The sequence below is a fragment of the Reyranella sp. genome, assembly GCF_004297265.1.
GTDB lineage: Bacteria > Pseudomonadota > Alphaproteobacteria > Reyranellales > Reyranellaceae > Reyranella.
This window is the reverse complement of record NZ_SCUT01000003.1, coordinates 29,311-52,026: the sequence shown is the minus strand read 5'-3', so window position 1 is coordinate 52,026 and position 22,716 is coordinate 29,311. Positions and strand designations below refer to the sequence as shown.

The following is a 22,716-nucleotide window of genomic DNA, read 5'->3' as shown; positions in this document are numbered from 1 at the left end:
GGCGGGGCGCAAGCCTCGCCCTTTCCATTTCCGACCATGAACCAAGCCGACTTCTTCTGGGGCTACCTGCCCTTCTGGATCGTGAACTACGGCCTGTCGCTGGTGGCCTGGGCCTGCGTGGGACGGTGGATGCTGTCCTTCTTCGTGCCGGTCCTGCAGCCGCAGAACTACATCTGGCGCTCCTTCGTCTGGCTCACCGGCTGGGCGATCGCCGCGGTCGGTTTCGTCACGCCGGCCTCGCTTGGGCAACGTTGGTTGCCCCTCATAACCGCGTTCTGGCTGTTCTGGCTGCGCACCGGCTTCTACTTCGCCATGGCGTCGGCCGGCCTGACGCCGCGTCTTGCGGGCGGAGGCTGAGGATGCTCCGTCACCAGGTCTTCGCCCTCGTGCTGGGGCTCGCCGTCTTCAACGGCATCTTCTCGCCGCTCGTCCACCTCGTCGCCGCCTACAGCCTGATCTGGGCGCCGCCCTGGCTGCCGGACGATCCCGGCGTCACCTTCTATTTCGCCAGCCTGATCGTGGCGACGACGACGCTCCTGGTGTCGGGCGTGCCGGCCGCCCTGATCGAGCGCGCCTTTCCCGCCGCGCGCGAGGCGCCTGGCCCGAACTGGGTGTGGGCTCTGGTCGCACTCGTGCTCTGCATTCCCGCCCTGGTCCGCGTCTTGCTCATGTCAGGTGCCGTGCAATAGGCTCGACCCGAGGGCCCGTATGGACAGGATCGAGTATCTGGCGGATGTCATCGTGCGCCGCGGCTGCGGCTTCGCGCTGCTGGCCATCTGCATGGTCATGCTCGGCCTTTCCTACGACCTTCTGCTCTGCCTGAAGTCCGGGGCGATCCTCCAGGCGCTGCACGGGTCGGTGCTGGGCCTGTTCGCCTACAACGCGCCCAAGTGGAATCACAGGTCGACGGAACTCTGGGTGCTCCTCGACAAGGGTGCCGACCTCCCGCCGAACTATCCTCCCGAGCAACTGCTCGAGGTGCTGCGCAAGACCTACATCCGTTATGCGGAGATGGCCGGTGTCGTCACCCTGGCGCTTTGCATCGGTGCTGCGATCGTCTGGGTCGTCCGCGGCTGACGCCTCACATCGTCTGACATATCGCAGGAGTGTTCGACTTTGGTCGAGCGTGACCTTCGTCGAATTGCACATGCACCGCCGCACGCACTACACGCGATCCTAAGCAATCGAACTCAATGCGATTGTCATAAGGGAGAAAACGCACATGGCCGTAGCAGGCACCGTAGGCGAACGCGCGCGCCCGATGACGCGCGAAGAGAGGAAGGTGATCCTCGCCTCCTCTGTCGGCACTATTTTCGAATGGTACGACTTCTATCTCGCGGGCGCGCTCGCCGCGAACATCGCCGCGAACTTCTTCGCCGGCGTCAATCCGACGGCCGCCTTCATCTTCACCTTGCTGGGCTTCGCCGCCGGCTTCGCGGTCCGGCCGTTCGGCGCGCTGTTCTTCGGCAGCCTGGGCGACCTGATCGGGCGCAAGTACACCTTCCTCGTGACGATGACCCTGATGGGTATCGCGACCTTCGTGGTCGGCCTCCTGCCGGGCTATGCCTCGATCGGCATCGCGGCCCCCATCCTGTTCATCGCCTGCCGACTGCTCCAGGGTCTGGCGCTGGGCGGCGAGTATGGTGGAGCGGCCACCTATGTCGCCGAGCATGCGCCGCACGATCGCCGCGGCTTCTACACGTCGTGGATCCAGACGACGGCGACCGTCGGTCTCTTCCTGTCGCTGATCGTCGTCGTGGCCCTGCGTCTCGCGCTGACGCCCGAGCAGTTCGCGGCCTGGGGCTGGCGCGTGCCGTTCCTGTTGTCGATCATCCTCCTGGGCGTTTCCATCTGGATCCGCCTGCAGCTGCAGGAGTCGCCTGCGTTCCAGCGCATGAAGGCCGAGGGCAAGGGATCGAAGACGCCGCTGCGCGAGGCTTTCGGTGTCTGGAAGAATGCCAAGATCGCCCTCATCGCCCTGTTCGGCGGTACCGCAGGCCAGGCGGCGGTCTGGTACACTGGTCAGTTCTACGCCCTGTTCTTCCTGACCCAGACGCTGAAGCTCGACGCCACGACCTCGAACATCGTGATCGCGGTATCGCTCCTCATCGGCACGCCGTTCTTCATCTTCTTCGGCTGGCTGTCCGACAAGATCGGCCGCAAGCCGATCATCCTGGCGGGCTGTGCGCTCGCCATGGTGACCTACTTCCCGCTGTTCCACGCGCTCACCAATGCGGTGAACCCGGCGCTCAACGCCGCGATCGAGAAGTCTCCGGTCGTGGTGATCGCCGATCCGAACGAGTGCTCGTTCCAGTTCAATCCGACGGGCACCGCTTCGTTCACCACCTCGTGCGACATCGCCAAGTCGTTCCTGGCGCGCAACTCCGTCAACTACGGCAACCAGGCGGCGCCGGCTGGCACGCCGGCGCAGATCAAGATCGGCGACAAGGTCATCACCTCCTTCGACAAGGCGAAGGCGGGCGCCGAGGGCGCGGCCAAGGAGCGGGCGTTCAACACCGAGGCGACCGCGGGGATCCGCGCCGCCGGCTACCCGGCCACGGCGGACCCGAAGCAGGTCAACATGACGATGGTCATCGTCATCCTGACCATCCTCGTGATCTACGTGACGATGGTCTATGGCCCGATCGCGGCCCTGCTGGTCGAGCTGTTCCCGACCCGCATCCGCTACTCCGGCATGTCGCTGCCGTACCATATCGGCAACGGCTGGTTCGGCGGCTTCCTGCCGCCGACCGCCTTCGCCATCGTGGCGGCGACGGGCAACATCTACTCCGGCCTCTGGTACCCGATCGTGGTGGCCGGCATGACCCTGGTGATCGGTCTCCTCTTCATGCCGGAGACCAAGGACCGCGACATCTACGCCGACGACTGATCGCGCCGTCTGCGACAAGAAAGGACCGGCGGCCCACAAGGGCCGCCGGTTTCTTTTTGAGCGCGGCTCCGGTAAGTATCGCCGCATGAATCTCGACGCCATTCCCATCGGCAAGCTGCCGCCCGAAGACGTGAACACCATCGTCGAAGTGCCGATCGGCGGGGAGCCGATCAAGTACGAGATGGACAAGAAGGCCGGCACCCTGGTGGTCGACCGGTTCCTGTACACGCCCATGCGCTATCCCGGGAACTACGGGTTCGTGCCGCACACCCTGTCCGACGACGGCGACCCGATCGACGTGCTGGTCGCCAACACCCGGCCTATCATCGCCGGTGCGGTGATCAACGTGCGGCCGATCGGCGTGCTGCGCATGGAGGACGATGGCGGCGGCGACGAGAAGATCATCGCCGTGCCCTCGCCGAAGCTGACCCAGCGCTACGTGCATGTGAAGAACTACACCGACCTGCCGGAGATCACGCGCCACCAGATCGAGCACTTCTTCATCCACTACAAGGACCTCGAGCCCGGCAAGTGGGTCAAGCTGCTCGGCTGGGGCGATGTGGACGAGGCCAAGCAGCTGATCACGGAAGCGATCGAGCGGGCCAAGAACAAGCGCTGAGGCGAGCCGCGGCCAGGGTTACCGTCTCTTGGGTCGGGCGACATGATCGCAGCCAGCTTGACGATCGACGGGGGCATCGCGCTCCGGTCTCCCGCCCTCATCTGTGACCGTGCAGGACCCGCGGGCTTTTCTTTGAGCCTTCGGCCGGCTTCGCTAAGGATTGCGCATGGAGCGGCGTCATCGCCGCCCTCGGTGGGAGTTGGGGGAGTAGAGGCTTGAACCGTCACAGTGTCTGGCGGGCAACGCTCGCCGCGTCGGCGTGCACGCTTTTCTATGGGGCGGCAGCGGCCCAATCCTGGAACATGTACGGCAACGGCGGGTCGTTCTTCGCGCCGATCACCTTCGAACCCTATCCCGCCGGCGGGCCCGAGCAGGCGATGGTCAAGTTGACCCTCAATGGTGGCGGGACCAACAAGTTCATCCTGGATACCGGCTCGCTCGGCCTCGTGGCGTCCAGCTCGTTCTACACGTTCAACCCCAGTACGGACGTGCTGCTCGCGCCCTATGCGAGCATCACCTACACGACCAGCGGCAATAATCCGACGGGCCCGCTCTACCTCACGAACGTTCAGATCAACGGCGAGAACGGCCAGTCGGTGACCGCGCGCGTGCCGATCCTGGCCTCCACGAATGGCTATTTTCACCAGCTCGGCGTCGGCTTCAACCGGGGCGGCATCATGGTCGGGACGGACCCGAACGCGCTGAATACGCCGGCCAACAGTTTATGGAACATGAACACGTTCCTGTCGCTGGTGAGCGGTCCCGGCGTAAGCACCATGCAGCCGGGCTACATGATCAAAATGACCGGGCCCAACCCCGGCGTAACGCTGGGCCTCACCGACCAGAACACCGGCGGCTTCGCCTTGCAGCAGCTGGCGACCGGCGGCTCGCAATCCTGGTACAGCATCGGCGGAGTGCAACACCCGGTGCAATGGACCTCGCAGAACGGGTCAGTCATCATCACGACCGGCGGCACCACCTACAATCTTGGATCGATGAGCCAGCTGCCGGACAGTGGCATCTCCTACATGATCGTCACGGCGCCGGACGGCGGCAGCGTGCCCGTCGGAACGAGCCATTGCAGCGATAGCCCGGGGAACCAGCAAAACTGCCTGGCGGCCGGCTCGACGGTGCAGGTCTTTCTGCCCGGCCAGACACAGCCAGCCTACAGTTTCGTGTCGATCGCCGAAGGGAACAACCCTCAGCCGAGCGTCGAGCCCTTCGGTGTGCAGGTCACGGAAGGCAGGTCGGGGTTCACCAATCTGGGGCGCACCTACTTCGAAAATCTCAATTACCTTTACGATCCGGTCAACGGCTTCGTCGGCTACCAGGCTTCCGGCGCTCGCGGCACGAACGGATTCATCATCCCGATGCTGGCGCTGCAGGGTACGCTGAACCTGCCCGACCAGTTCCGGACGGATTTCCCGACGTTCCTGATGAGCAACCTCACGGTGCAGCAGAACGGCTCCGGTGTTCTGCACGGTTCGATCACGGGACCCGGCGGCCTGACGCTCGGCCGCGGTAACCTCACTTTGGGCGGCGCCAGCTCCTACACCGGCGGTACGACGGTGAACGGCGGCCTGCTCACCATCGCCAATACCGGCTCGATCCTCGGCGACGTGACGGTCAATGGCGGCGGCTTCGTCAACAACGGCACGATCGCCGGCAACGGCCTGCTCACCGTCAATGCCGGCGGCAGCTTCGTCAACAACGGCACGGTCGACACGCCGCTCCAGTGGCAGATAAATTCGGGCAGCTTCACGAACAACGGCACGTTCAACGGCAGCGTCGCCAACGCAGGCCTCGCGGTGAACACGGGCACTCTGACTGGCTCGGTGATCAATGGCAGCTCGGGCGTGTTCGGCAATACCGGGACGGTCGACGGTGGCGTGGCCAACATGGGCTTTTTCGCCAACAACGGTACGATCACCGGCAACGTCACCAACCTGGGTGTGCTGTCAGGCAGCGGTACGATCGGCGGCGACTTGATCAACACGGGCCTGCTGGCCCCCGGCAACTCGATCGGCACGATGAGCGTCGCCGGCAACTACAGTCAGACCGGCGGCACCTATCAGGCCGAGGTCAATGCCTCGGGCCAGAGCGATCGGCTGAATGTCACCGGCACGGCGACGATCGGGGCGGGCAGCACCGTGTCGGTCGCGCCGGAGCCCGGCATCTATGCGGCGCGCGCGAAGTACACGCTGCTCAATGCGACCGGCGGCGTCAGCGGCGCCTATGCGTCGGTATCCAGTCTTCTGCCCTTTCTGCAGCCCAGCCTCAGCTATGACGCGAACAACGTCTATCTGACCCTGCAGGTCGGCGGCTTTGCGCAGGCGGCGCTGACGCCGAACCAGGCGGCGGTCGGTGCCGTGCTCGATGCTACCGCTGCCACCGCGACCGGTGACTACGCCACCGTCGTCGGCGCGCTTGCGTCGCTCTCCGCCCAGCAGGGCCAGGCCGTGATGAACGCGATCAGCGGCCAGAACTATTCGGGCTTCTCCAGCTCGATGGTGCAGGGCATCCAGCTCTTCCTCAGCAACTTCGCGGGCCAGGCGGGCGGCGGTGGCAGCCTGGGCGGCTCGACCCGCGTCGCATTGGCGGAAGCCTGCGACGTGGCCTGCGATACGGCTGCACCGGCGCTGTGGGGCGCCTGGGGCGGCGCGCTGGGCGGGCTGGGCACGATCAGCAATGGGGGCAGCAACAGCGGCGCGCTCACCTACAATGTGAGCGGCTTCGCGGGTGGCCTCGACCGGCTCGTGGCGCCCGGGCTGCGGGTCGGCGCGGCGGTCGGCTATCAGAACGGCAACCAGTGGGTCGGTGGCTTCAGCGGCAGCGGCAACTCCAACACGTTCCAGGCCGGCCTCTACGCCAACTACGGCGACGGCCCGCTCTATGCCGACGCCGTCGTGGGCTACGCCTACTCAGCCAACCAGATGTGGCGCAGCATCGCGATCCCCGGCCTGGCGCCGCGCACCGCCTACGGGCTCACCGGCGCCAATCAGGTCTACGGCCAGGTCGAGGGCGGCTACCGTTTCGACCTCGGCGGCCTCGCGGAGGCGTTCGTGACGCCGTTCGCGCGGTTGCAGGCCTATACCGGCACCCAGAACGCCTTCACGGAGACGGGGGCGGGATCGCTCAACCTCTCTGTGGCGCAGCAGACGACGAATTCGCTGCGCACGGTGCTGGGCGCCCAGCTCGGCGGCTCGATGGACCTGGGCTGGCGCGACCGCCTCGCCATGAAGGTGCGGTTGGGCTGGAGCCACGAATACGCCGACACGGCGCGGCCGGTGACGGCCTCGTTTGCCGGCGCGCCGGCCGCCCCCTTCACGACCTACGGCGTGGCGCCGCAGCGCGACGGCGTCGTCCTAGGCCTTGCGGCCACGACCGCGGTCGCCGAGGCGATGAGCGTCTATGTGCGCTACGAGGGCGAGGTCTCCGGGCAGGACAATGCCCACGCCTTCACCGCCGGAGTCCGCATGACCTGGTGAGGGGCGCCTCCGACCCTTGCCGTCCACGCTCCTTTTCCTATATCCACCGCCGGAAAATCCATCGCGAGGAATTGAAGCGCAATGAACGGCGACGGTTCGGCGGCCCAGGGCGGTCCGGAGAAGCACCTGTTTCAGGCCGAGGTGGCCGAGCTTCTCAACCTGATGATCCACTCGGTCTATTCGGAGACCGACGTCTTCCTGCGCGAGCTGGTGTCGAACGCCTCCGACGCCTGCGACAAGGTCCGCTACGAGGCCATCGCGCGGCCGGAGCTGCTGGCCGGCGACGAGCGGCTGGCGATCCGCATCAAGCCCGATGCGGCGGCCAAGACGCTGACCATCGCGGACAACGGCATCGGCATGGACCGCCAGGAGCTGATCGACAATCTCGGCACCCTGGCGCGCTCGGGCACCAGGGCGTTCCTGAAGGGGCTGAAGGACGCCAAGGACGGGCTGGGCCTGATCGGCCAGTTCGGCGTGGGCTTCTACGCCGCCTTCATGGTCGCCGACCGCATCGAGGTGACCAGCCGCCGCGCCGGTGCGGGCGAGGCCTGGACCTGGACCTCGGCGAGCGGCGCCGGCTTCGAGGTGTCGCCCGCTGCGTCGGAGCAGGCCGCACGCGTCCCACGCGGCACTGAGATCGTCCTGCATCTCAAGGAGGACGCCGTCCGCTATCTCCAGCCCTACGAGCTGGAACGGATCGTGCGGACCTATTCCGACCATGTGCTGTTCCCGATCGAACTGATCGACGACAAGGGCGAAGCGCGCCAGGTCAATGCCGCCAGCGCGCTGTGGCAGCGCCCGAAGTCCGAGGTGAAGCCGGAGGACTACACGCAGGCCTATCGCTCGCTCGCGATGGCCTTCGACGAACCGGCGCTGACCCTGCACTACAAGGTCGAGGGGCGGCAGTCCTATGCGGTGCTGCTGTTCGTGCCGAGCACGCCGCCGTTCGACCTCACCGATCCGGCGCGCAAGGGGCGGGTGAAGCTCTATGTCCGCCGGGTCTACATCACCGACGATGCCGAGCTGCTGCCGGCTTACCTGCGCTTCGTGCGCGGCTTGGTCGACAGCGAGGACCTGCCGCTCAACCTGTCGCGCGAGATGCTGCAGAACAATCCGCAGGTCCGGCAAATCCGCTCGGGTCTGGTCGGTCGTGTCCTGTCGGAGCTGGAAAGCACCGCCACCAAGGACGCCGAGGCCTACGGCAAGATCTGGGAGACCTTCGGCCCGATCCTCAAGGAAGGCCTCTACGAGGACCATGAGCGGCGGGCCCAGCTCCTGGGTCTCGCGCGCTTCGCCTCGACCGCGGGCGACACGCCGCGCTCGATCAAGCAGTACGTGGCTGACCTGAAGCCGAACCAGACCGAGATCTACTATCTCGTGGGTGACAGCCTCGACCGGCTGAAGTCCAATCCCAAGCTGGAGGCTGCGAAGGCCCGCGGCGTCGAGGTGCTGCTGCTGACCGATCCGGTCGACGCCTTCTGGACGACCCTGCCGCAGGAATTCGACGGCAAGCCGCTCAAGTCGCTGAGCCAGGGCGAGGTCGATTTCGGCCTGATCCCCCTCGTCGAGGAGGAGAAGGCGAAGGACGCGGCCACGGATGCCGGCGACGATGCTGCCGTGCTCGAAGCCGCGAAGCAGGTGCTCGGCGACAAGGTCGCGGACGTGAAGGCCTCGACGCGCCTGACCGACAGCGCCTCCTGCCTGGTGGCCAGCGCGCAGGGAAGGGATCGCGAACTTGAGCGCCTGCTCGAACGCCAGAACCGCGGCAGCGGCGCCAAGCCCATCCTCGAGCTCAACATGAAGCACGCGATGGTCAAGGCGCTGGGCGCGGCGAAGAAGGAAGATCGCGCCCAGGACGTCGACGATCTCGCCAACCTGCTGCTCGACGAAGCCTGCATCCTCGACGGCGAGATTCCGTCCGATCCGGCGGCTTTCGCCCGCCGTCTCAACGACTACGTCGTGCGGGCCTTGCGGGGCTCTGCAACGGTTTGAAGGGCCAGCCTCACGTCCCGCTCATCGTCAACCTGGGAAGGAAGGTGACGATGCCGGGAAAGAGCGTGAACAGCCCCACGCAGGCGAAGTCCATGAGCACGAACGGCCAGACGTTGCGGAAGATCGCCTGCAACGGGATGTCGGGCCGCACGCCACTCACGACGTAGCAGTTGAGGCCGACCGGCGGCGTCAGCAGGCCGACCTCGACCATCTTCACGACGATGATGCCGAACCAGATCGGATCGAAGTCGAGCTTCATCATCACCGGGAAGATGACCGGCAAGGTGAGAAGCAGCATCCCGATGCCGTCCATGAACATGCCCAGCACCGTGTAGAGCACGATCACGAACAGCAGCACGAGGTAGGGCGACACGCCGATGGCGACGATCCAGTCGGAGAAGCTGCTGGAAACGCCGGCGAAGGCCAGGAAGCGCACGAAGATCAGAACGCCCCAGATGATCGAGAAGATCATCACCGTGAGCTTGACCGTGTCGAGCAGGGAATCGAGCAGGCCGCGCCCGGTCAGGGATCGCTTGAGCAGGGCCATGACGAAGACGATGAAGGCGCCCAGCGCCCCCACTTCAGTCGGCGTTGCCCAGCCTGTGTACATGCCACCGATCACGGCCCCGATCACGAACACGATGGGCAGTGCGTCCGGCAGCGTGACGAATCGCTCGCGCCACGGGATGCCGTGCACCGACTGGCCGAGCGCCGGATTGATCTTGAACCGCACGACGATGATGGAGGCGTACAGGAGCGCGGAAATGACGCCGGGAATGAAGCCGGCCATCAGCAGGCCGCCGATCGAGGTTTCCGTGATGATGCCGTAGACGACCATGATCGCCGAGGGCGGGATCAGGGACGCAAGGGTTCCACCGGCGGCCACGACCGCGGCGGCAATGCCGGGCTGGTACTTGTAGCGCAGAAGCTCGGGGATCGAGATGCGAGCGAAGACCGCCGCGGTCGCCGTGCTGGCGCCCGAGACGGCTGCGAAGCCCGCTGCGGCAAAGATCGTCGCGACCGCCAGTCCGCCGGGCATCCATCCCAGCCAGGCGCGCGCGCACCGATAGGCGCCCTGCACGATCCCCGCATGGTGGGCGAGGTGGCCGATCAGGATGAAAAGCGGCAGGACCGAGAGCGCGTAGTTCGTGGTATCGGAGTAGGGGATGTGGCCGGCGATGCCCACGGCCTTGTCGAAGCCCCGCAGCGCCCACAGTCCGAAAAAGCCGACGAGCCCGGCCGCCGCGAAGATGCGGATGCCGGCCACGATCATGAGGGTGAGGGCGATCATCCCGATGATGCCGATCGTGATGGGCTCCATCAGGCGTCCTCGGGCAGGTGTGATGCAACGGGTACCGCGATCGGTTCAGCCAGCGGATCGGCGACCAGCCGCACATAGGCCCAGATTTCGAGCGCGATCCGCAGCGTGAGAATGCTGAAGCCGATGACGGGAACCAGCTTCGACGGCCAGGTCGGCCATTGGGTGTTGATCGTCGAATCGCCGATGTAGTAGGCGTTCTCGAAGAAGTGCAGGACGCCCGGCAGCAGCAGGACGATCAGGGCGAATGCCGCGATCGACGCCATCAGTTCGGCAATCCACTTGCGGCGTCCCTTGAAGTAGCCGACCACGATGTCGACCCTGATGTGGCCCGCCTTTTGGTAGCAGTAGGAGATCGTGAGCAGGGTGTAGGTCGCCATGGTCTGCTCGATGAGGTCGAGCTGGCCATAGAGCGGCGCGTTGAACGCCTTGCGCATGATCATTTCGGCGACACCGAGCCACATCACACCGAAGATCACGACACCGCCGATCACGGCCGTCGCGAATTCGACGACCTGCAGGGCGCGATCGAGACGGTCGAGGAGTGCACCGCCCATTGCCGGGCTGGAAGAAGCCATCGCGGCCACGTCCGCTGTCGCCTCAGCTCTTCTTCAGCTTGGCCTTGGCTTTCTGGGCTTCGTTCAGGATGAGATCGAGCAACTCCTGCGCGGGCACGCCCTTGGCGGCATTCTCTGTGACCCACGCCTTCCATACCGGTGCCGCGCCGACTTCCTGGAAGATCTTGAGTTCTTCCGGCGAATAGACAATTCCCTTGAGGCCCTTCTTCTCCCAGTCGGCCAGGTTCTTCCTGTCGGTCTCGCTATGAGCCTTGATCAGCGCCTGGTAGGCGAGAGGCTTGGCCTTGTCGAACAGCTCCTTGTACTGTGGCGGCAGCTTGCCGAAGGCGTCGAGGGCGACGATGGTCGGGCAGTTGTTCGCGCCGGGCGACAGGTTCGTCGTGTACCATTTCGCGATCTCGGGAATCTTGTACGACGCGAAGGCGTAGGTGTACGGGAACGCCGCGGCCCGGAAGACGCCACGCTCCATCGACGTATAGACCTCCGGCGCGGGCACCGAGGTCGGGACGGCGCCGAGGTTCTTCATGGCCGCACCCGTGCCGCCCAGCGCGCGCACGCGCATCCCCTTGAAGTCCGCCATCTTCGTCGGCGCATCGCCGGTCCCCATGAACTCCGACTGCGGCTGCAGGACCGACATCAGCACCATGGCGTTCCAGCGCTTGAACTCGTTCACGATGTACGGGTTCTTGTAGAATACGTCGTGCACCATCGCGTGGACTTCCGGGTCGGCCAGCGGCAGGCCAGGCAGGTCGAGTGCATTGATGCCGGGATGCTTGCCCGGATGGTAGCCGGTGCAGATCTGCGCCATCTCGAAGGCGCCGAGCTTGATATTGTCGAGGTTGTCCGATGCCTTCGACAGCGAATCGCCGTAGTGGATCTTGATGGTGAACTTGCCGTCGGTCTCCTTGCTCACATAGTTGGCAAGGGTCTCGATGCCGGCGGTGAAGGCCCGGGGCGGTCCCCAGACGGAGAGATTCCAGGAAACCTTGGGGCCGTCGACGGCAAGTGCCGAGGTGGCACTGAGACCAAGGATTACGCCGGCAACGCCGAGACGAATCGACAGTACGCCCATACTGTTCCTCCCTGTACTTGCTTGTGTATTGATTAGGGCCAGCATGAGCCGCGTTCCAATTCGTGTCCACGAAGAATTTGCCGATGGATCCTGCGTCGCGGACGGACCTGCTACTCGCGAGCCGGCATAAGACTTATCGTTCCGGCGTGCAGTGGATCGGCGTTGATTGCCCTTGTCGAGCAGAGCGCCGTGGCTGAAGGCTTCGTCACGGTCGACGAAGACTGCATGTGACGAGGAAACAACATGTCCAAGAATGGAATCGTTCGGCGCCGCACTTTCCTGGGCGCCGTGGCGGGAACACTGGCAGCGCCGGCGATCGGCCGCGCCCAGGCCTGGCCGAACAAGCCGGTCCGTGTGGTCAACGCCTACAGCGCCGGCGGAACGGCGGATGTCGTCTGCCGCATCTACTGCCAGGCGCTGGGCGAGAGGCTCGGCCAGAGCTTCACCGTCGACAACAAGCCGGGTGCGGCGGGCACCATCGCTGCCCAGATCGTGGCACGCGCACCCAACGACGGCTACACGATCCTCTACGATGCCACGGCGCAGTCGGTGAACCCGTCGCTGTTCGCGGGCAAGCTTTCCTATGACACGCAGCGCGACCTGCTGCCGATCGCCCAGACGATGCAGACGCCGGTCACGCTGATGCGCAATGCACAATTCCAGGCCAAGACCGTTCCCGAGCTGATCGCGCTGGCCAAGAGCAAGCCCGGTGCGCTCGACTGCGCCTCGACCGGCGTCGGCACGGTGCAGCATGTTTCGCTCGAGTTGCTGAACCAGAAGGCCGGCATCAAGATCAATCACGTGCCCTACAAGGAAATGGGCTCGGTCCGGAACGACCTGTTCGCCGGCCGCATCCCGCTTCTGTTCAGCAACGTGCCCGGCACCGTGGCGCTGCTGACCTCGAAGGACGTGAGCTGCATGGCGCACACAGGTCCGAAGCCGGTCGAGGTGTTGCCCGGTGTGCCGGCCATCTCGGAGGTGATCCCGGGCTTCGAGACCTGGGAGTGGAACGGCCTGTTCGCGCCAGCCGGCACCGATCCCGCGCTGATCTCGCGCCTCAATGCCGAGGTCAACGCGGTCATGAAGATGGAGGCCGTGGCCAAGCGGCTGGCCGAGCTGGGCGCGCTGACGCAGGCCAACACGGTCGCCGAATTCACGGGCTTCCGCGAGAAGCAGATGGCCTTCTTCGCCGACATGGTGAAGAGCGCCAACATCCGCATCGAATAGGTGAACCATGGCCGAAGACGATCCGCTGCTGGGACACGGTCGCCAGATCATCGTGCGCGAGGACTGGCTCGGCTTGACCGAGGAGGAAATCCTCGAGCCGGGGTTGCCGATCGTCGATCCGCATCATCATCTCTGGGAGCGCGACGGCGGGCAGTCCTACCTGCTGCCGCAGCTCCTGGCCGATACGGCGAGCGGCCATGACGTGCGCGCCACCATCTTCGTGCAGTGCGGAGAGATGTATCGCGCCTCGGGGCCGGACGAGGAACGGTCACTGGGCGAGACCGAGTTCGTGACCGGGGTTGCGGCAGTGAGCGCGAGCGGCCGTCACGGGCCGACACGCGCCTGCGCCGGAATCATCGGCATGGTCGACCTCACCCTGGGCGACAAGGTCGAAGTGTTGCTCGAGAAGCATCGCGCGGTCGCCGGCGGCCGCTTCTGCGGCATCCGCAACCGCACCGCCTGGCATCCGTCGCCGGACGTTACGACGAACCTGGTGATGAAACCGCCGGGGCCGCTCGAGCATCCGGCCTTCACCGAGGGCGCACGGCGGCTGGCCAGGCAGGGGCTGCCGCTCGACGTCTGGGCCTATCACACGCAGCTCCCGCATGTGGTGAAGCTGGCGAAGGCCGTGCCGGAACTGACGATCGTCGTCGATCACGTCGGCGGCCCGCTCGGCATTGGTCCCTTCCGCGGCAAGCAGGCCGAGGTCTATCCCGAGTGGAAGCAGCGCATGATGGAGCTCGCCGAGTTGCCCAATGTTCGGGTCAAGCTTGGCGGCCTCACCATGTTCGTGAACGGCTTTGACTTCCACAGGAAGCCCAAGCCGCCGGGTTCGGAGGAGCTGGCGAAAACCTGGGCTCCCTACATCGAACCTTGCATCGAGGCGTTCGGCGCCGACCGCTGCATGTTCGAGAGCAACTTCCCGGTCGACAAGGGCCAGTGCAGCTACCCGGTCCTGTGGAACGCCTTCAAGCGCCTGACGGCAAAGGCCGGTGCGGCCGAGAAGACCGCGCTCTACAGCGGCACGGCGATGCGCACCTACGGTCTCGACCGCCTGCCGGTGGCGCTGGCGGTCGATCTCCGGACAAGGTAGCGCCCGGACCGAGCGCTTCAGTCGGCGGTGATGTTTGCCGTCTGGATGATCCGCCGGTTCGTGTCGCTTTCCTTCTTCAGGCTCGCGACGATTTCGTCGGGAGTCAGCACGAGCGGCCGCAGGCCGATCGCGTTGAGCGAGGCGATGGTCGGCGCATCCGACAGGATTTCGGCGAAGACCTCGTTCAATCGCGCCAGGACGGGCGCCGGTGTGGCCGCCGGCGCGACGGCGACGAAGCCGCTGCTCAGTTCCCAGTCGGGAATGCCGGCCTCGGCGATGCTGGGCACGCCGGGCAGGTCGTCGCGCAGGTCGTTTCCGGAAACTGCCAGGCCGCGCAATTGTCCCGAACGGACCAGCGGTGCGGTGATGGGATCGATCATCAGCTGCACGAGACCCGCCGTCGCATCCTTCGCGGCGGCCGCGCTGCCGCGATAGGGCACATGCACCATGTCGATGTTCGCGCGCAGCTTGAGATATTCCCCGGCGAGGTGTCCGCCGGAGCCGTTCCCGGCCGAACCGAAATTGAGCTTGCCCGGGTTTTCCTTGGCGTAGGCGATCAGCTCCTCCAGCGTCTTGACGGGCAGGGAGGGGTGAACCGCAAACACTGAGCGGGACGCGCCGACATAGCCGACCGGCTTGAAGTCCCGGAACGGGTCGTATCCGGTCCGCATCAGCTGCGGCGCGACGGTGAGGTTGCCGGTCGAGGCATTGAGCAGCGTGTGGCCGTCGGGCTTCGACCTGGCGACGAACTCGGCGCCGATCGACCCGCCGCCGCCCGACTTGTTGTCGACGACGATCGTCTGGCCGAGCTTCTCGCCCAGCTTGCGCGCGACGATACGTCCGGAATTGTCGTTAGTGGCGCCCGGCGGGAAGGGAACGACATAGGTGATGGGCCGCCCCGGATAGGCCTCGGCCCGGGGCTGAAGCGGCCGCGCCGTTGTCGCGATTGCGGCGGCGCCGGCACCGAGAAAGTGGCGCCGTGTTGGTGTGCTGCCCGTCATACTGAACTCCTACGCATGGTGAACTCGCAATGTTCCGGAACGACTCCGAAGCGGTTATTGCGAGCCCAGCGTGGCAGTGCGTGCCGGGCTCATACATCGAATCTTCGCATCGATGATTCCGTGAAGAGGCGATCGCCGCATCGCCTCGATCGTCTGCGACGAAAGATTAATCTCCGGCGTGGCACGGCCGGCGTGCGTCGATTGCCGTGCTATAAGCGGACATGTCCGCCGACCCGCCTCAAATGACCGTTCCACCCATACGCTTTGGCATCTGGGCCCTCGTCCATGGCAGCCGCGCCGCGCTACAGGATCCCGACGAGCCATACGACGCTTCGTGGAAGCGCAATCGCGAACTGATCCTGGAAGCCGAAAGGCTGGGCTTCGATTCGACGCTGGTCGCCCAGCACACGATCAACCCGCACAAGCCTGACCTCGCGCAGCTGGAGGCGTGGACCGCGTCGGCCGCGCTGGCGGCGCTGACCAGCCGGATCGAGATCATCACCGCCATCAAGCCGCTGCTCTATCATCCGGCGGTCCTCGCCAAGATGGCGTTGCAGATCGAGGAGATCAGCGGCGGTCGTTTCGCGATCAATGTCGTGAATGCGTGGAATAAGCTGGAACTGGAACGCGCCGGCATCGCTTTTCCGGAACATGATGCGCGCTACGCGTACGGCCGCGAGTGGCTGAGCGTCGTCGAACCGCTGATGCGCGGCGAAAGCGTCCACTTCCAGGGTGAGCAGTTCCGCCTCGACGGCTACGCCTTGCGCCCCGCCGGGCTGCATCGCGCCCGGCCGCGCATCTATGTCGGCGGTGAATCCGAGCCGGCGCGGGCCCTGGTCGCGGACCAGGGGGACGTCTGGTTCATCAATGGACAGCCGCTGGACGATGTGAAGGCACTGATCGCCGACGTGGCGCGCCGCCCGCGGACCAACCACCCGCTGCGCTTTGGCCTGTCGGCCTTCGTCATTGCGCGCGAGACCGACGAGGAAGCCCAAGCCGCGCTGCGCCATCTCGCGGCGCTGGCCGAGAAAGACGCCGCGTGGAAGGCGGTGAAGAAGGCCAACACGGACCCCGATTCGGTGATGGCCAAGACGATCGCGAAGTTCCCGCGCGTCGGCAGCAATGGCGGCACGGGCGCCGGCCTGGTCGGCAGCTACGACACGGTCGCGTCGCGGATCAGGGACTTCAACCGCGCCGGCATCGAGACCTTCATGCTCCAGTTCCAGCCGTTCGAGGCGGAAATGCGCCGCTTCGCGGAGCACATCATGCCGCGAGTGGCCATCACACCACCTTCGGCGTGATCTTCACGACCTTGAATGGCCGCTGGATGCCGTCATGCTCGGTGACGGACACGTATTCGCCGACCACGAACCTGTGGGTGTCGAAGCGGAAGATGGGCTCATCGTCGTCGTCGCCCGGCTGGTAGGAGAAGACCCACTTGCCGTCCCGGCGATGGATCAGGTGCCCGGTCTCGTCGTCTGCGCCTTCCCAGAACCGGCGTACGGTGCAGGCGGCCTTGTGCTTGGCCCAACCCTCGGCCTGCAGATGACCCTGCGCGTCGAGCGGCGCGACGAATTCGTAGCCATGGTTCGAGCTGCCGTTGGGAAACTCGGGCGTGCGGGCCAGTTCGAGGATGATCTTCTTGAGGGGCATGAGTTCTCCTTGGGCGATGGCTCACTATGCCCGCCAGAATTCAACAGCCCATGATCCAGATCAACCCCGGTTACTTGCCCCCGGCGGCGTTGCGTTCGGCCTCGTCGAAGCTGGTCTTGATCATGAACCAGCAGAACAGCACCCCGAAGAGCGAGAGGCCGAGGCCGAAGGCGAGGATGCCGGAGTCCTTTGCGGCGCCCGCCATGAACAGCCCGACCAGGCCCATCAGGGCGGCCATGGTTCCCATGATCCAGTAGGACATCATTTGCTCCTTGTGTCGTCGTCATCGAACAGAATACGGCCGGCGGCGCCATCGGGATCGTCGTACTGACCGTTGCGCAGGGCCCAGAGAAACGCGGCCAACGCGAGCAGGCCGAGGATGAGCGCCGCGGGAACCAGGACGAGCAGGCTGTCCATCAGGACCTCCGGCCTTTCGGTCCGCCGGTACCGAGACGCAGGGCGTTGCCGATCACCAGCAGGGAAGAGGAGGACATCGCCACGGCCGCGATCAGCGGCGTGACGTTGCCCAGGATCGCAAGCGGCACGGCGCTCAGATTGTAGAGGAGCGCCAAAGCCAGGTTCTGGCGAACCAGCCGGTCGGCGCGGCGCGCCACGTCCAGGATTTCCGTGACTGGCCCGAGCGCATCACCCTGGAATACCGCGTCGGCGGCGGACTGGGTGGCTTCGGCGGCGGTGGTTGGCGAAATGGAAGCGTGGGCAGCCGCGAGCGCCGGCGCGTCGTTCAATCCGTCGCCCACCATCAGGACGCGTTTGCCCTGGGCGGCAAGTTCGGCGAGGCGCTGCGCCTTCTCCGCCGGCGTGACGCCGGACCGCCATTCGGCGATGCCGGCCGCCGCCGCCGCATCGGCCACCGCAGCCTGCCGGTCGCCCGACAGGACCTCGACGGCGAAGCCGCTGCCGCGCAGGGCGGCGACGGTCGTGGCCGCGTCCGGTCGCAGCCGGTCGGCGAAGGCGAAACGCACGGGCGGCCGGTCGGGCTGCGCGAGCCACAGTTCCGACCTTCCGTCGTCCAGTGGATCCGTGACGCCGCAGAACGACGCCGACCCGAGCCGCACGCCCTCGCTCTCAAGTCCCGCGCCCGGATGTTCGACGACGCGCGCGGCCGGGATCGCTTCCGGGATAGCCCTCACGAGGGCGCGGGCCAGCGGATGGCGGGAGTTGAGTGCGAGCGAGGCGGCCAGCCGCCGGGTCTCGGGGTCGTCCGGCGCCGACACCAGCTCGGGTCGGCCGAGGGTGAGCGTGCCGGTCTTATCGAAGACCACGTGGTCGACCTGTGCCAGGCGCTCCAGCGCGGTCGGCGACAGGAGCAGAATGCCCGACCGCAGCAGCCGCGTGCTGGCCACGACCTGGACGACGGGCACCGCCAGCGCCAGCGCGCAGGGGCAGGTGATGATCAGGACGGCCGTGGAGATCAGCAGCGCCCTGTCCCAGGCGAGGCCGCCCAGCAGGGTCCAGCCCAGGAAGGTCAGCAGGGCCGTCACGTGCACCACGGGTGCGTAGGCGCGCGCGACCCGGTCGGCGATGGCCACGAAACGCGACCGCCCGCGTTCGGCGGCCTCGACCAGGCGCACGATCTCCGACAGCAGCGTGTTGTCGCCTGCGGCCGTCACTTTCACGCGCAGGACGGCGCCGAGATTGATCGTGCCGGCGAAAGCCTTGACGCCGGGAAAGGCCGGCTGCGGCAGGCTCTCCCCGGTCACCAGCGACGCATCCAGCGAGGAGACGCCCTCGCTCACGATGCCGTCGGCGCCCAGCCTCTCGCCGGCCGCGACCAGCAGCACGTCGCCGGGAACGAGACCGTCGACGCGGCGCGACAGGGTGCTGCCGTCGGCGGCGACCACCGTGGCGCTGCGGCTGGACAGCGCCAGCAAGGCATGCACCGCTTCACGGGCACGGCCGCGCGCGCGGCGGTCGAGAAAGCGTCCGATCAGGAGGAAGAAGAGCAGGGTGATGGCCGAATCGAAATAGGCGTGCTGTTCGCCGACCCAGGCCTCGTGCAGGCTGACGATGCAGGCGAGCGTGACGCCGATGGAGATCGGCACGTCCATGTTGGTGCGCCCGGCGCGCAGTGCGTTCAGGGCGGAGCGGAAGAAGGGCCGGCCGGCATAGGCGACGGCCGGCAGGGCGATCGCGGCCGACAGCCAGTGGAAGAGCGTGCGGGTGGCATCGCCCATCGAGCCGTCATGGCCGGCCCAGACGGCGACGGAGAGCAGCATCACGTTGGCTGCCGCGAAGCCCGCGACGGCCATGGCGCGCAACAGCTCGCGGGTCTCGCGATCGTCGCCTGCGGCGGCCGCGATGGTGTCGTAGGGCGCCAGCCGGAAGCCGAGGGCTGCGACCAGGCCCGCATGTGCGTTGGCGTCGTCTATCGATCCCTTCCACGCGAGCGACAGGCGCCGTGTCGAGAGGTGGACCCGCGCGCGGGTGACCATGGGATTGCGCGCGAGCAAACTCTCGATCAGCCAGACGCAGGCGGCGCAGTCGAGCCCGTCGACCAGAAGCTCCAGTGAGGCGCCCCCGTGTCCGTCGGGCTTGGCATATGTGGTGAAGTCGATGTCGAGCGGCTCGGGCCGGTGTGCGCGCGTCTCTTCGAGTCGCCGGTAGAAGGCGCCAAGTCCGGCGGCGCCGATGATGGCGTGCGCGCTGGCGCAGCCCGGGCAACAGAACGGCGTCTCCGGCGTGCCCCGCAGCGTCTCGCCGCAATGCGCGCAGGTTCGCAGCCCCGCGGGAGCGGCAACGGCGGGAGCGAAGAGGACGGCGTCGGTCACCTGAGGAACATCCGGCGAGTCTGCGCAAAGCGCTGCCCGCCCTGTTCGACGGAGATGTCGACGTCCCAGTTGCCGCGCGCGGGCAGGCTGACGTGGCCGGCGTGCCGCCCGATATCGACGGCGGCCATCTCGACGCCCACGACCGCGCCCTTCTCGGCCGGCCGCACCAGCGCCACGGCGACCTGCGCGCCGGCGAGAGGCTGGCCGGCGTGATCGAACACGGCGATCTCGATACTGTCACTGCCGGGCTGCCAGGTGGGTTCGACCCGCCAGCCGAGTGCATCGCGGGCCTGCTGCGCCGCGATGATCTCATTGTAGTGCAGGCCCCGGTCGCGCGGCTTTGGCGTGTAGAGGCCGGAGAAGGATCCGACCGCAAACGCGATCATCGTCGCGTTGACGGCGAAGACGATCGCAAACCCGGCAACGAAGAACCAGGGGATGTGCCGGCTGCGTGCGACATTGGCAGTGTTCATGATCCTGTCCTCAGCGTCCCGGGCCGACGAAGACCGCGTCGTGCGAGGCACGCCCGCCGCCCGCCTCGTCGCGCACGGTGAAGGTGATGGGCTTCGCGCCCGCTGGCGCAGCGGAAGCAGGCACCGTTACGAAGACACGGAAGGTGCCCACGGTGTCGGGCTGGACGGACAGGGTCGCGGTCGGGCCGCTGCCTTCGACGTCGGCGCCGACGAAGCCCAGCTGCGCTGACGGCAGCCCGTCGATCTCGAGCCGCACATGCTGGGGCGTGCGGCGCTTGTTCAGCACCTTGACGGCGTAGGAGTTGCGGACGTCGCCGTTGGACAGGCGCACGAAGTTCGGGTTGCGGTCGCGCTGTACCGTCAGCTCGGTATCGGCGCGCAGCGCGAAGACCACCAGCATGATCGCGGCGACGACGCTCAGCAGGCCGGCGTAGAGCAGGGTCCGCGGCCGGACGGGCCGCCACGGCACGGGCGCGCTGCGGGCCTCCTTCGCCTGCTGGGCGGCCAGCGTATCCCAGCGGATCAGCCCGGTCGGACGCCCGACCTTGTCCATCGTCTGAGTGCAGGCATCGATGCACAGGCCACAGCCGATGCATTCGATCTGCTGGCCGTCGCGGATGTCGATGCCCGTCGGGCAGACGGCGACGCAGAGATTGCAGTCGATGCAGTCGCCGCGGCCGTCCCAGCTGTCGCCGGCCTTGTGCTTGCCGCGCGGTTCGCCGCGCCACTTCTGATAGGTGACGATGAGGCTCTGCTCGTCGAGCATCGCGGCCTGGAAGCGCGGCCACGGGCACATGTAGGTGCAGACCTGCTCGCGCGCCCAGCCGGCCAGGACGTAGGTCGTGGCGGTGAACAGGCCGACGAAGGCGTAGACTTCCATCGACGCCTCGCCACGGAAGATCTTCACCAGCGTGGTCGGGGCATCGACATAGTAGAAAACCCAGGCGCCGCCAGTGGCGGCGGCGATGGCGAGCCAGGCGGCATGCTTTAGCGTCTTGCGGATGGCCTTGCCCGCCGACATCGGCTGGCGGTCGAGCCGCATGCGCTCGTTGCGGTCGCCCTCGATCATCCGCTCGACCCACATGAACAGGTCCGTCCAGACGGTCTGCGGGCAGGTGAAGCCGCACCAGACGCGGCCGAACAGGGACGAGGCGAAGAACAGGCCGAACGCGCCCAGGATCAGGAAGCCCGTGACGAAGTAGACTTCCTGCGGCCAGATGACGACGTCGAAGAACCAGCCGCGACGATGGTCGAGATCGATCAGGATGGCCTGCGTGGGCGCACCGGGTCCGCGATCCCAGCGCAGCCAGGGCACGACATAGTAGAGGCCGAGAAGCACGACCAGGGTGGCCCACTTGATCTGCCGCCACTTCCCGGAAATCGCGCGCGGATAGACCCGCGCGCGCGGGGCGTAGAGCGGCGGCTCGGGCGCCGGCGGCCGTGGCGGGGCCCTGTCGGCCTGGCGGGCGGGGGATGCCATGGTTCGACCTGCATCGCCCCTAGCGGGCGCCGCCCAGCGAGTGGACGTAGACGGCCAGCATCTTCATGGTCGCCTCGTCGAGGCGGCCGCTCCACGCCGGCATGCTGCCGTTGCGGGCATAGAAGATGGAGCGGTAGATCGCGTCGCGGCTGCCGCCGTAGAGCCAGATGCCGTCGGAGAGATTGGGCGCGCCCAGTTCCTGGTCGCCCTTGCCGCCCGTCTTGTGGCAGGCGACGCACTGCTCCTCGAAGATCTTCGCGCCCTCGGGCGTCGCCTTCGCCTTGCCGGACAGGCTGAGCACGTAGTCGGTCACGGCCGCCACCTGCGCGCCGGTCAGCAGCCCGTCGACGCCGAAGCGCGGCATCATCGACTGACGGGACTTGTCGTCGCTGTTGCGGATCCCGTGCTCGATGGTGGCGTAGATCTGGTCGATGCTGCCGCCCCAGATCCAGTCGTCGTCCACCAGGTTGGGGAAGCCGGTGCTACCGCCGCCGCCGGCGCCATGGCACTGCATGCAGTTGGTCTGGAAGGCCGAACGGCCGCCCGCCATGGCGAAGTTGAAGAGTTCCGGATCCTTGCGGATGTCGGCGAGCGACGCGGTGCGGATGCGGTCGACGAAGCTGGCGCGTTCCTTCGCCTGCGCACTGAGTTCCTGGCGCAGCTCCGCCCGGCTCGAGTAGCCCAGCAGTCCCTGCGTGTGGCCGGTGAGCCACGGCCAGGACGGGTAGAGGGCGCAGTAGACGACGGCAAAGGCGATGCAGGCGTAGAAGGTATAGACCCACCATGTCGGCAGCGGAGTGTTCAGCTCCTTGACGCCGTCCCATTCATGGCCGGTCGTGTTCTGGCCCGACAGTGTGTCTTTCTCGATCTTGGTTGGCATGGCCAGTCCTTCAGCGGTCGTCGTCGAGGGGGATCCGGGCATCTTTCTCGAAGCGCTTCTTGTTGCGTGGCCGCAGGGCCCAGAAGACGATCAGGAGAAAGATGATGACGGCCCAGACCGTCCAGAAAGAGGCGAGGAGTTCGTGCAGACTCTCGAGGGTCAT

Annotated in this window: 22 protein-coding genes; 10 read left to right on the top strand and 12 right to left on the bottom strand. The window is 66.6% G+C overall.

Annotated features, from left to right (window positions below):
* The first annotated feature begins 36 nt into the window (after positions 1-36).
* From EPO41_RS00530 to htpG, 7 genes are all read left to right on the top strand, one after another.
* A complete protein-coding gene (locus EPO41_RS00530; protein ID WP_296319134.1) occupies positions 37-357 on the top strand; it encodes a hypothetical protein in 321 nt (106 codons plus the stop codon).
* Between the two features lie 2 nt (positions 358-359).
* On the top strand, positions 360-689 hold the full coding sequence (locus EPO41_RS00525) for a hypothetical protein (protein WP_296319132.1): 330 nt from the start codon (positions 360-362) through the stop codon (positions 687-689).
* Positions 690-708: 19 nt separating this feature from the next.
* A complete protein-coding gene (locus tag EPO41_RS00520; RefSeq protein WP_296319130.1) occupies positions 709-1,077 on the top strand; it encodes a hypothetical protein in 369 nt (122 codons plus the stop codon).
* Between the two features lie 145 nt (positions 1,078-1,222).
* On the top strand, positions 1,223-2,890 hold the full coding sequence (locus EPO41_RS00515) for an MFS transporter (RefSeq protein WP_296319127.1): 1,668 nt from the start codon (positions 1,223-1,225) through the stop codon (positions 2,888-2,890).
* A gap of 85 nt (positions 2,891-2,975) precedes the next feature.
* Positions 2,976-3,509 (top strand): inorganic diphosphatase, encoded by a 534-nt coding sequence (gene ppa / locus EPO41_RS00510; protein WP_296319125.1) that lies wholly within the window; start codon positions 2,976-2,978, stop codon positions 3,507-3,509.
* Positions 3,510-3,724: 215 nt separating this feature from the next.
* Positions 3,725-6,997, top strand: a complete 3,273-nt coding sequence (locus EPO41_RS00505; protein ID WP_296319124.1) for an autotransporter outer membrane beta-barrel domain-containing protein — start codon at positions 3,725-3,727, stop codon at positions 6,995-6,997.
* Between the two features lie 81 nt (positions 6,998-7,078).
* Positions 7,079-8,989, top strand: coding sequence for a molecular chaperone HtpG (htpG, locus tag EPO41_RS00500; RefSeq protein WP_296319122.1), 1,911 nt, complete (start codon positions 7,079-7,081; stop codon positions 8,987-8,989).
* Positions 8,990-8,999: 10 nt separating this feature from the next.
* Here the strand turns inward: htpG and EPO41_RS00495 are convergent, their stop codons facing one another.
* The 3 genes from EPO41_RS00495 to dctP are packed head-to-tail and all read right to left on the bottom strand — an operon-like array spanning position 9,000 to position 11,957.
* Positions 9,000-10,310, bottom strand: a complete 1,311-nt coding sequence (locus EPO41_RS00495; RefSeq protein ID WP_296319120.1) for a TRAP transporter large permease — start codon at positions 10,308-10,310, stop codon at positions 9,000-9,002.
* Positions 10,310-10,885, bottom strand: a complete 576-nt coding sequence (locus EPO41_RS00490; protein ID WP_296319119.1) for a TRAP transporter small permease — start codon at positions 10,883-10,885, stop codon at positions 10,310-10,312. The genes EPO41_RS00495 and EPO41_RS00490 overlap by 1 nt, the downstream gene beginning before the upstream one ends.
* 22 nt (positions 10,886-10,907) lie before the next feature.
* Positions 10,908-11,957, bottom strand: a complete 1,050-nt coding sequence (dctP, locus tag EPO41_RS00485) for a TRAP transporter substrate-binding protein DctP (protein ID WP_296319117.1) — start codon at positions 11,955-11,957, stop codon at positions 10,908-10,910.
* Positions 11,958-12,200: 243 nt separating this feature from the next.
* Between dctP and EPO41_RS00480 the strand changes: the two genes are divergently transcribed.
* Together EPO41_RS00480 and EPO41_RS00475 are read left to right on the top strand one after the other, a co-directional pair.
* Positions 12,201-13,184, top strand: coding sequence for a tripartite tricarboxylate transporter substrate-binding protein (locus tag EPO41_RS00480; protein ID WP_296319115.1), 984 nt, complete (start codon positions 12,201-12,203; stop codon positions 13,182-13,184).
* Positions 13,185-13,191: 7 nt separating this feature from the next.
* Entirely contained in the window at positions 13,192-14,277 is a 1,086-nt protein-coding gene (locus EPO41_RS00475; RefSeq protein WP_296319113.1) for an amidohydrolase family protein, read from the top strand.
* A gap of 17 nt (positions 14,278-14,294) precedes the next feature.
* Here EPO41_RS00475 and EPO41_RS00470 read toward each other — a convergent pair whose 3' ends face one another.
* Positions 14,295-15,278: a tripartite tricarboxylate transporter substrate binding protein gene (locus EPO41_RS00470; protein WP_296319110.1), complete on the bottom strand. Its 984-nt coding sequence runs from the start codon at positions 15,276-15,278 to the stop codon at positions 14,295-14,297.
* Between the two features lie 242 nt (positions 15,279-15,520).
* Here EPO41_RS00470 and EPO41_RS00465 point away from each other — a divergent pair, with 242 nt between their 5' ends.
* Positions 15,521-16,579 (top strand): LLM class flavin-dependent oxidoreductase, encoded by a 1,059-nt coding sequence (locus EPO41_RS00465; protein WP_296319108.1) that lies wholly within the window; start codon positions 15,521-15,523, stop codon positions 16,577-16,579.
* On the opposite strand, the gene EPO41_RS00460 is transcribed toward EPO41_RS00465, so the two are convergent.
* From EPO41_RS00460 to EPO41_RS00425, 8 genes are all read right to left on the bottom strand, one after another.
* Positions 16,560-16,931 carry a hypothetical protein gene (locus EPO41_RS00460; RefSeq protein ID WP_296319106.1) on the bottom strand — a complete coding sequence of 124 codons (372 nt, stop codon included), beginning with the start codon at positions 16,929-16,931 and terminating at the stop codon, positions 16,560-16,562. The two genes, EPO41_RS00465 and EPO41_RS00460, sit on opposite strands and share 20 nt — an antisense overlap.
* A gap of 70 nt (positions 16,932-17,001) precedes the next feature.
* Positions 17,002-17,196, bottom strand: a complete 195-nt coding sequence (locus tag EPO41_RS00455; protein ID WP_296319104.1) for a hypothetical protein — start codon at positions 17,194-17,196, stop codon at positions 17,002-17,004.
* Positions 17,193-17,348: a cbb3-type cytochrome oxidase assembly protein CcoS gene (gene ccoS / locus EPO41_RS00450; RefSeq protein WP_295137193.1), complete on the bottom strand. Its 156-nt coding sequence runs from the start codon at positions 17,346-17,348 to the stop codon at positions 17,193-17,195. Before ccoS ends, EPO41_RS00455 begins: the two co-directional genes overlap by 4 nt.
* Positions 17,348-19,720, bottom strand: coding sequence for a heavy metal translocating P-type ATPase metal-binding domain-containing protein (locus EPO41_RS00445; RefSeq protein WP_296319102.1), 2,373 nt, complete (start codon positions 19,718-19,720; stop codon positions 17,348-17,350). The genes ccoS and EPO41_RS00445 overlap by 1 nt, the downstream gene beginning before the upstream one ends.
* Positions 19,717-20,193, bottom strand: coding sequence for a FixH family protein (locus EPO41_RS00440; RefSeq protein WP_296319100.1), 477 nt, complete (start codon positions 20,191-20,193; stop codon positions 19,717-19,719). The genes EPO41_RS00445 and EPO41_RS00440 overlap by 4 nt, the downstream gene beginning before the upstream one ends.
* Before the next feature lie 10 nt (positions 20,194-20,203).
* On the bottom strand, positions 20,204-21,673 hold the full coding sequence (gene ccoG / locus EPO41_RS00435) for a cytochrome c oxidase accessory protein CcoG (RefSeq protein ID WP_296319098.1): 1,470 nt from the start codon (positions 21,671-21,673) through the stop codon (positions 20,204-20,206).
* 19 nt (positions 21,674-21,692) lie between these two features.
* Complete coding sequence (gene ccoP, locus EPO41_RS00430; protein ID WP_296319095.1) at positions 21,693-22,553, bottom strand: cytochrome-c oxidase, cbb3-type subunit III; 861 nt, start codon at positions 22,551-22,553, stop codon at positions 21,693-21,695.
* 10 nt (positions 22,554-22,563) lie between these two features.
* Complete coding sequence (locus EPO41_RS00425) at positions 22,564-22,716, bottom strand: cbb3-type cytochrome c oxidase subunit 3 (RefSeq protein ID WP_296319094.1); 153 nt, start codon at positions 22,714-22,716, stop codon at positions 22,564-22,566.

What these genes read in the sequence shown, in the direction of transcription:
- EPO41_RS00530 (WP_296319134.1), top strand. Translation starts at nt 37, where the DNA reads ATGAACCAAGCCGACTTCTTCTGGGGCTACCTGCCCTTCTGGATCGTG.
- EPO41_RS00525 (WP_296319132.1), top strand. Translation starts at nt 360, where the DNA reads ATGCTCCGTCACCAGGTCTTCGCCCTCGTGCTGGGGCTCGCCGTCTTC.
- EPO41_RS00520 (WP_296319130.1), top strand. Translation starts at nt 709, where the DNA reads ATGGACAGGATCGAGTATCTGGCGGATGTCATCGTGCGCCGCGGCTGC.
- EPO41_RS00515 (WP_296319127.1), top strand. Translation starts at nt 1,223, where the DNA reads ATGGCCGTAGCAGGCACCGTAGGCGAACGCGCGCGCCCGATGACGCGC.
- ppa (WP_296319125.1), top strand. Translation starts at nt 2,976, where the DNA reads ATGAATCTCGACGCCATTCCCATCGGCAAGCTGCCGCCCGAAGACGTG.
- htpG (WP_296319122.1), top strand. Translation starts at nt 7,079, where the DNA reads ATGAACGGCGACGGTTCGGCGGCCCAGGGCGGTCCGGAGAAGCACCTG.
- EPO41_RS00495 (WP_296319120.1), bottom strand. Translation starts at nt 10,310, where the DNA reads ATGGAGCCCATCACGATCGGCATCATCGGGATGATCGCCCTCACCCTC.
- EPO41_RS00490 (WP_296319119.1), bottom strand. Translation starts at nt 10,885, where the DNA reads ATGGCTTCTTCCAGCCCGGCAATGGGCGGTGCACTCCTCGACCGTCTC.
- dctP (WP_296319117.1), bottom strand. Translation starts at nt 11,957, where the DNA reads ATGGGCGTACTGTCGATTCGTCTCGGCGTTGCCGGCGTAATCCTTGGT.
- EPO41_RS00480 (WP_296319115.1), top strand. Translation starts at nt 12,201, where the DNA reads ATGTCCAAGAATGGAATCGTTCGGCGCCGCACTTTCCTGGGCGCCGTG.
- EPO41_RS00475 (WP_296319113.1), top strand. Translation starts at nt 13,192, where the DNA reads ATGGCCGAAGACGATCCGCTGCTGGGACACGGTCGCCAGATCATCGTG.
- EPO41_RS00470 (WP_296319110.1), bottom strand. Translation starts at nt 15,278, where the DNA reads ATGACGGGCAGCACACCAACACGGCGCCACTTTCTCGGTGCCGGCGCC.
- EPO41_RS00465 (WP_296319108.1), top strand. Translation starts at nt 15,521, where the DNA reads ATGACCGTTCCACCCATACGCTTTGGCATCTGGGCCCTCGTCCATGGC.
- EPO41_RS00460 (WP_296319106.1), bottom strand. Translation starts at nt 16,931, where the DNA reads ATGCCCCTCAAGAAGATCATCCTCGAACTGGCCCGCACGCCCGAGTTT.
- EPO41_RS00455 (WP_296319104.1), bottom strand. Translation starts at nt 17,196, where the DNA reads ATGATGTCCTACTGGATCATGGGAACCATGGCCGCCCTGATGGGCCTG.
- ccoS (WP_295137193.1), bottom strand. Translation starts at nt 17,348, where the DNA reads ATGGACAGCCTGCTCGTCCTGGTTCCCGCGGCGCTCATCCTCGGCCTG.
- EPO41_RS00440 (WP_296319100.1), bottom strand. Translation starts at nt 20,193, where the DNA reads ATGAACACTGCCAATGTCGCACGCAGCCGGCACATCCCCTGGTTCTTC.
- ccoG (WP_296319098.1), bottom strand. Translation starts at nt 21,673, where the DNA reads ATGGCATCCCCCGCCCGCCAGGCCGACAGGGCCCCGCCACGGCCGCCG.
- ccoP (WP_296319095.1), bottom strand. Translation starts at nt 22,553, where the DNA reads ATGCCAACCAAGATCGAGAAAGACACACTGTCGGGCCAGAACACGACC.
- EPO41_RS00425 (WP_296319094.1), bottom strand. Translation starts at nt 22,716, where the DNA reads ATGACCCTCGAGAGTCTGCACGAACTCCTCGCCTCTTTCTGGACGGTC.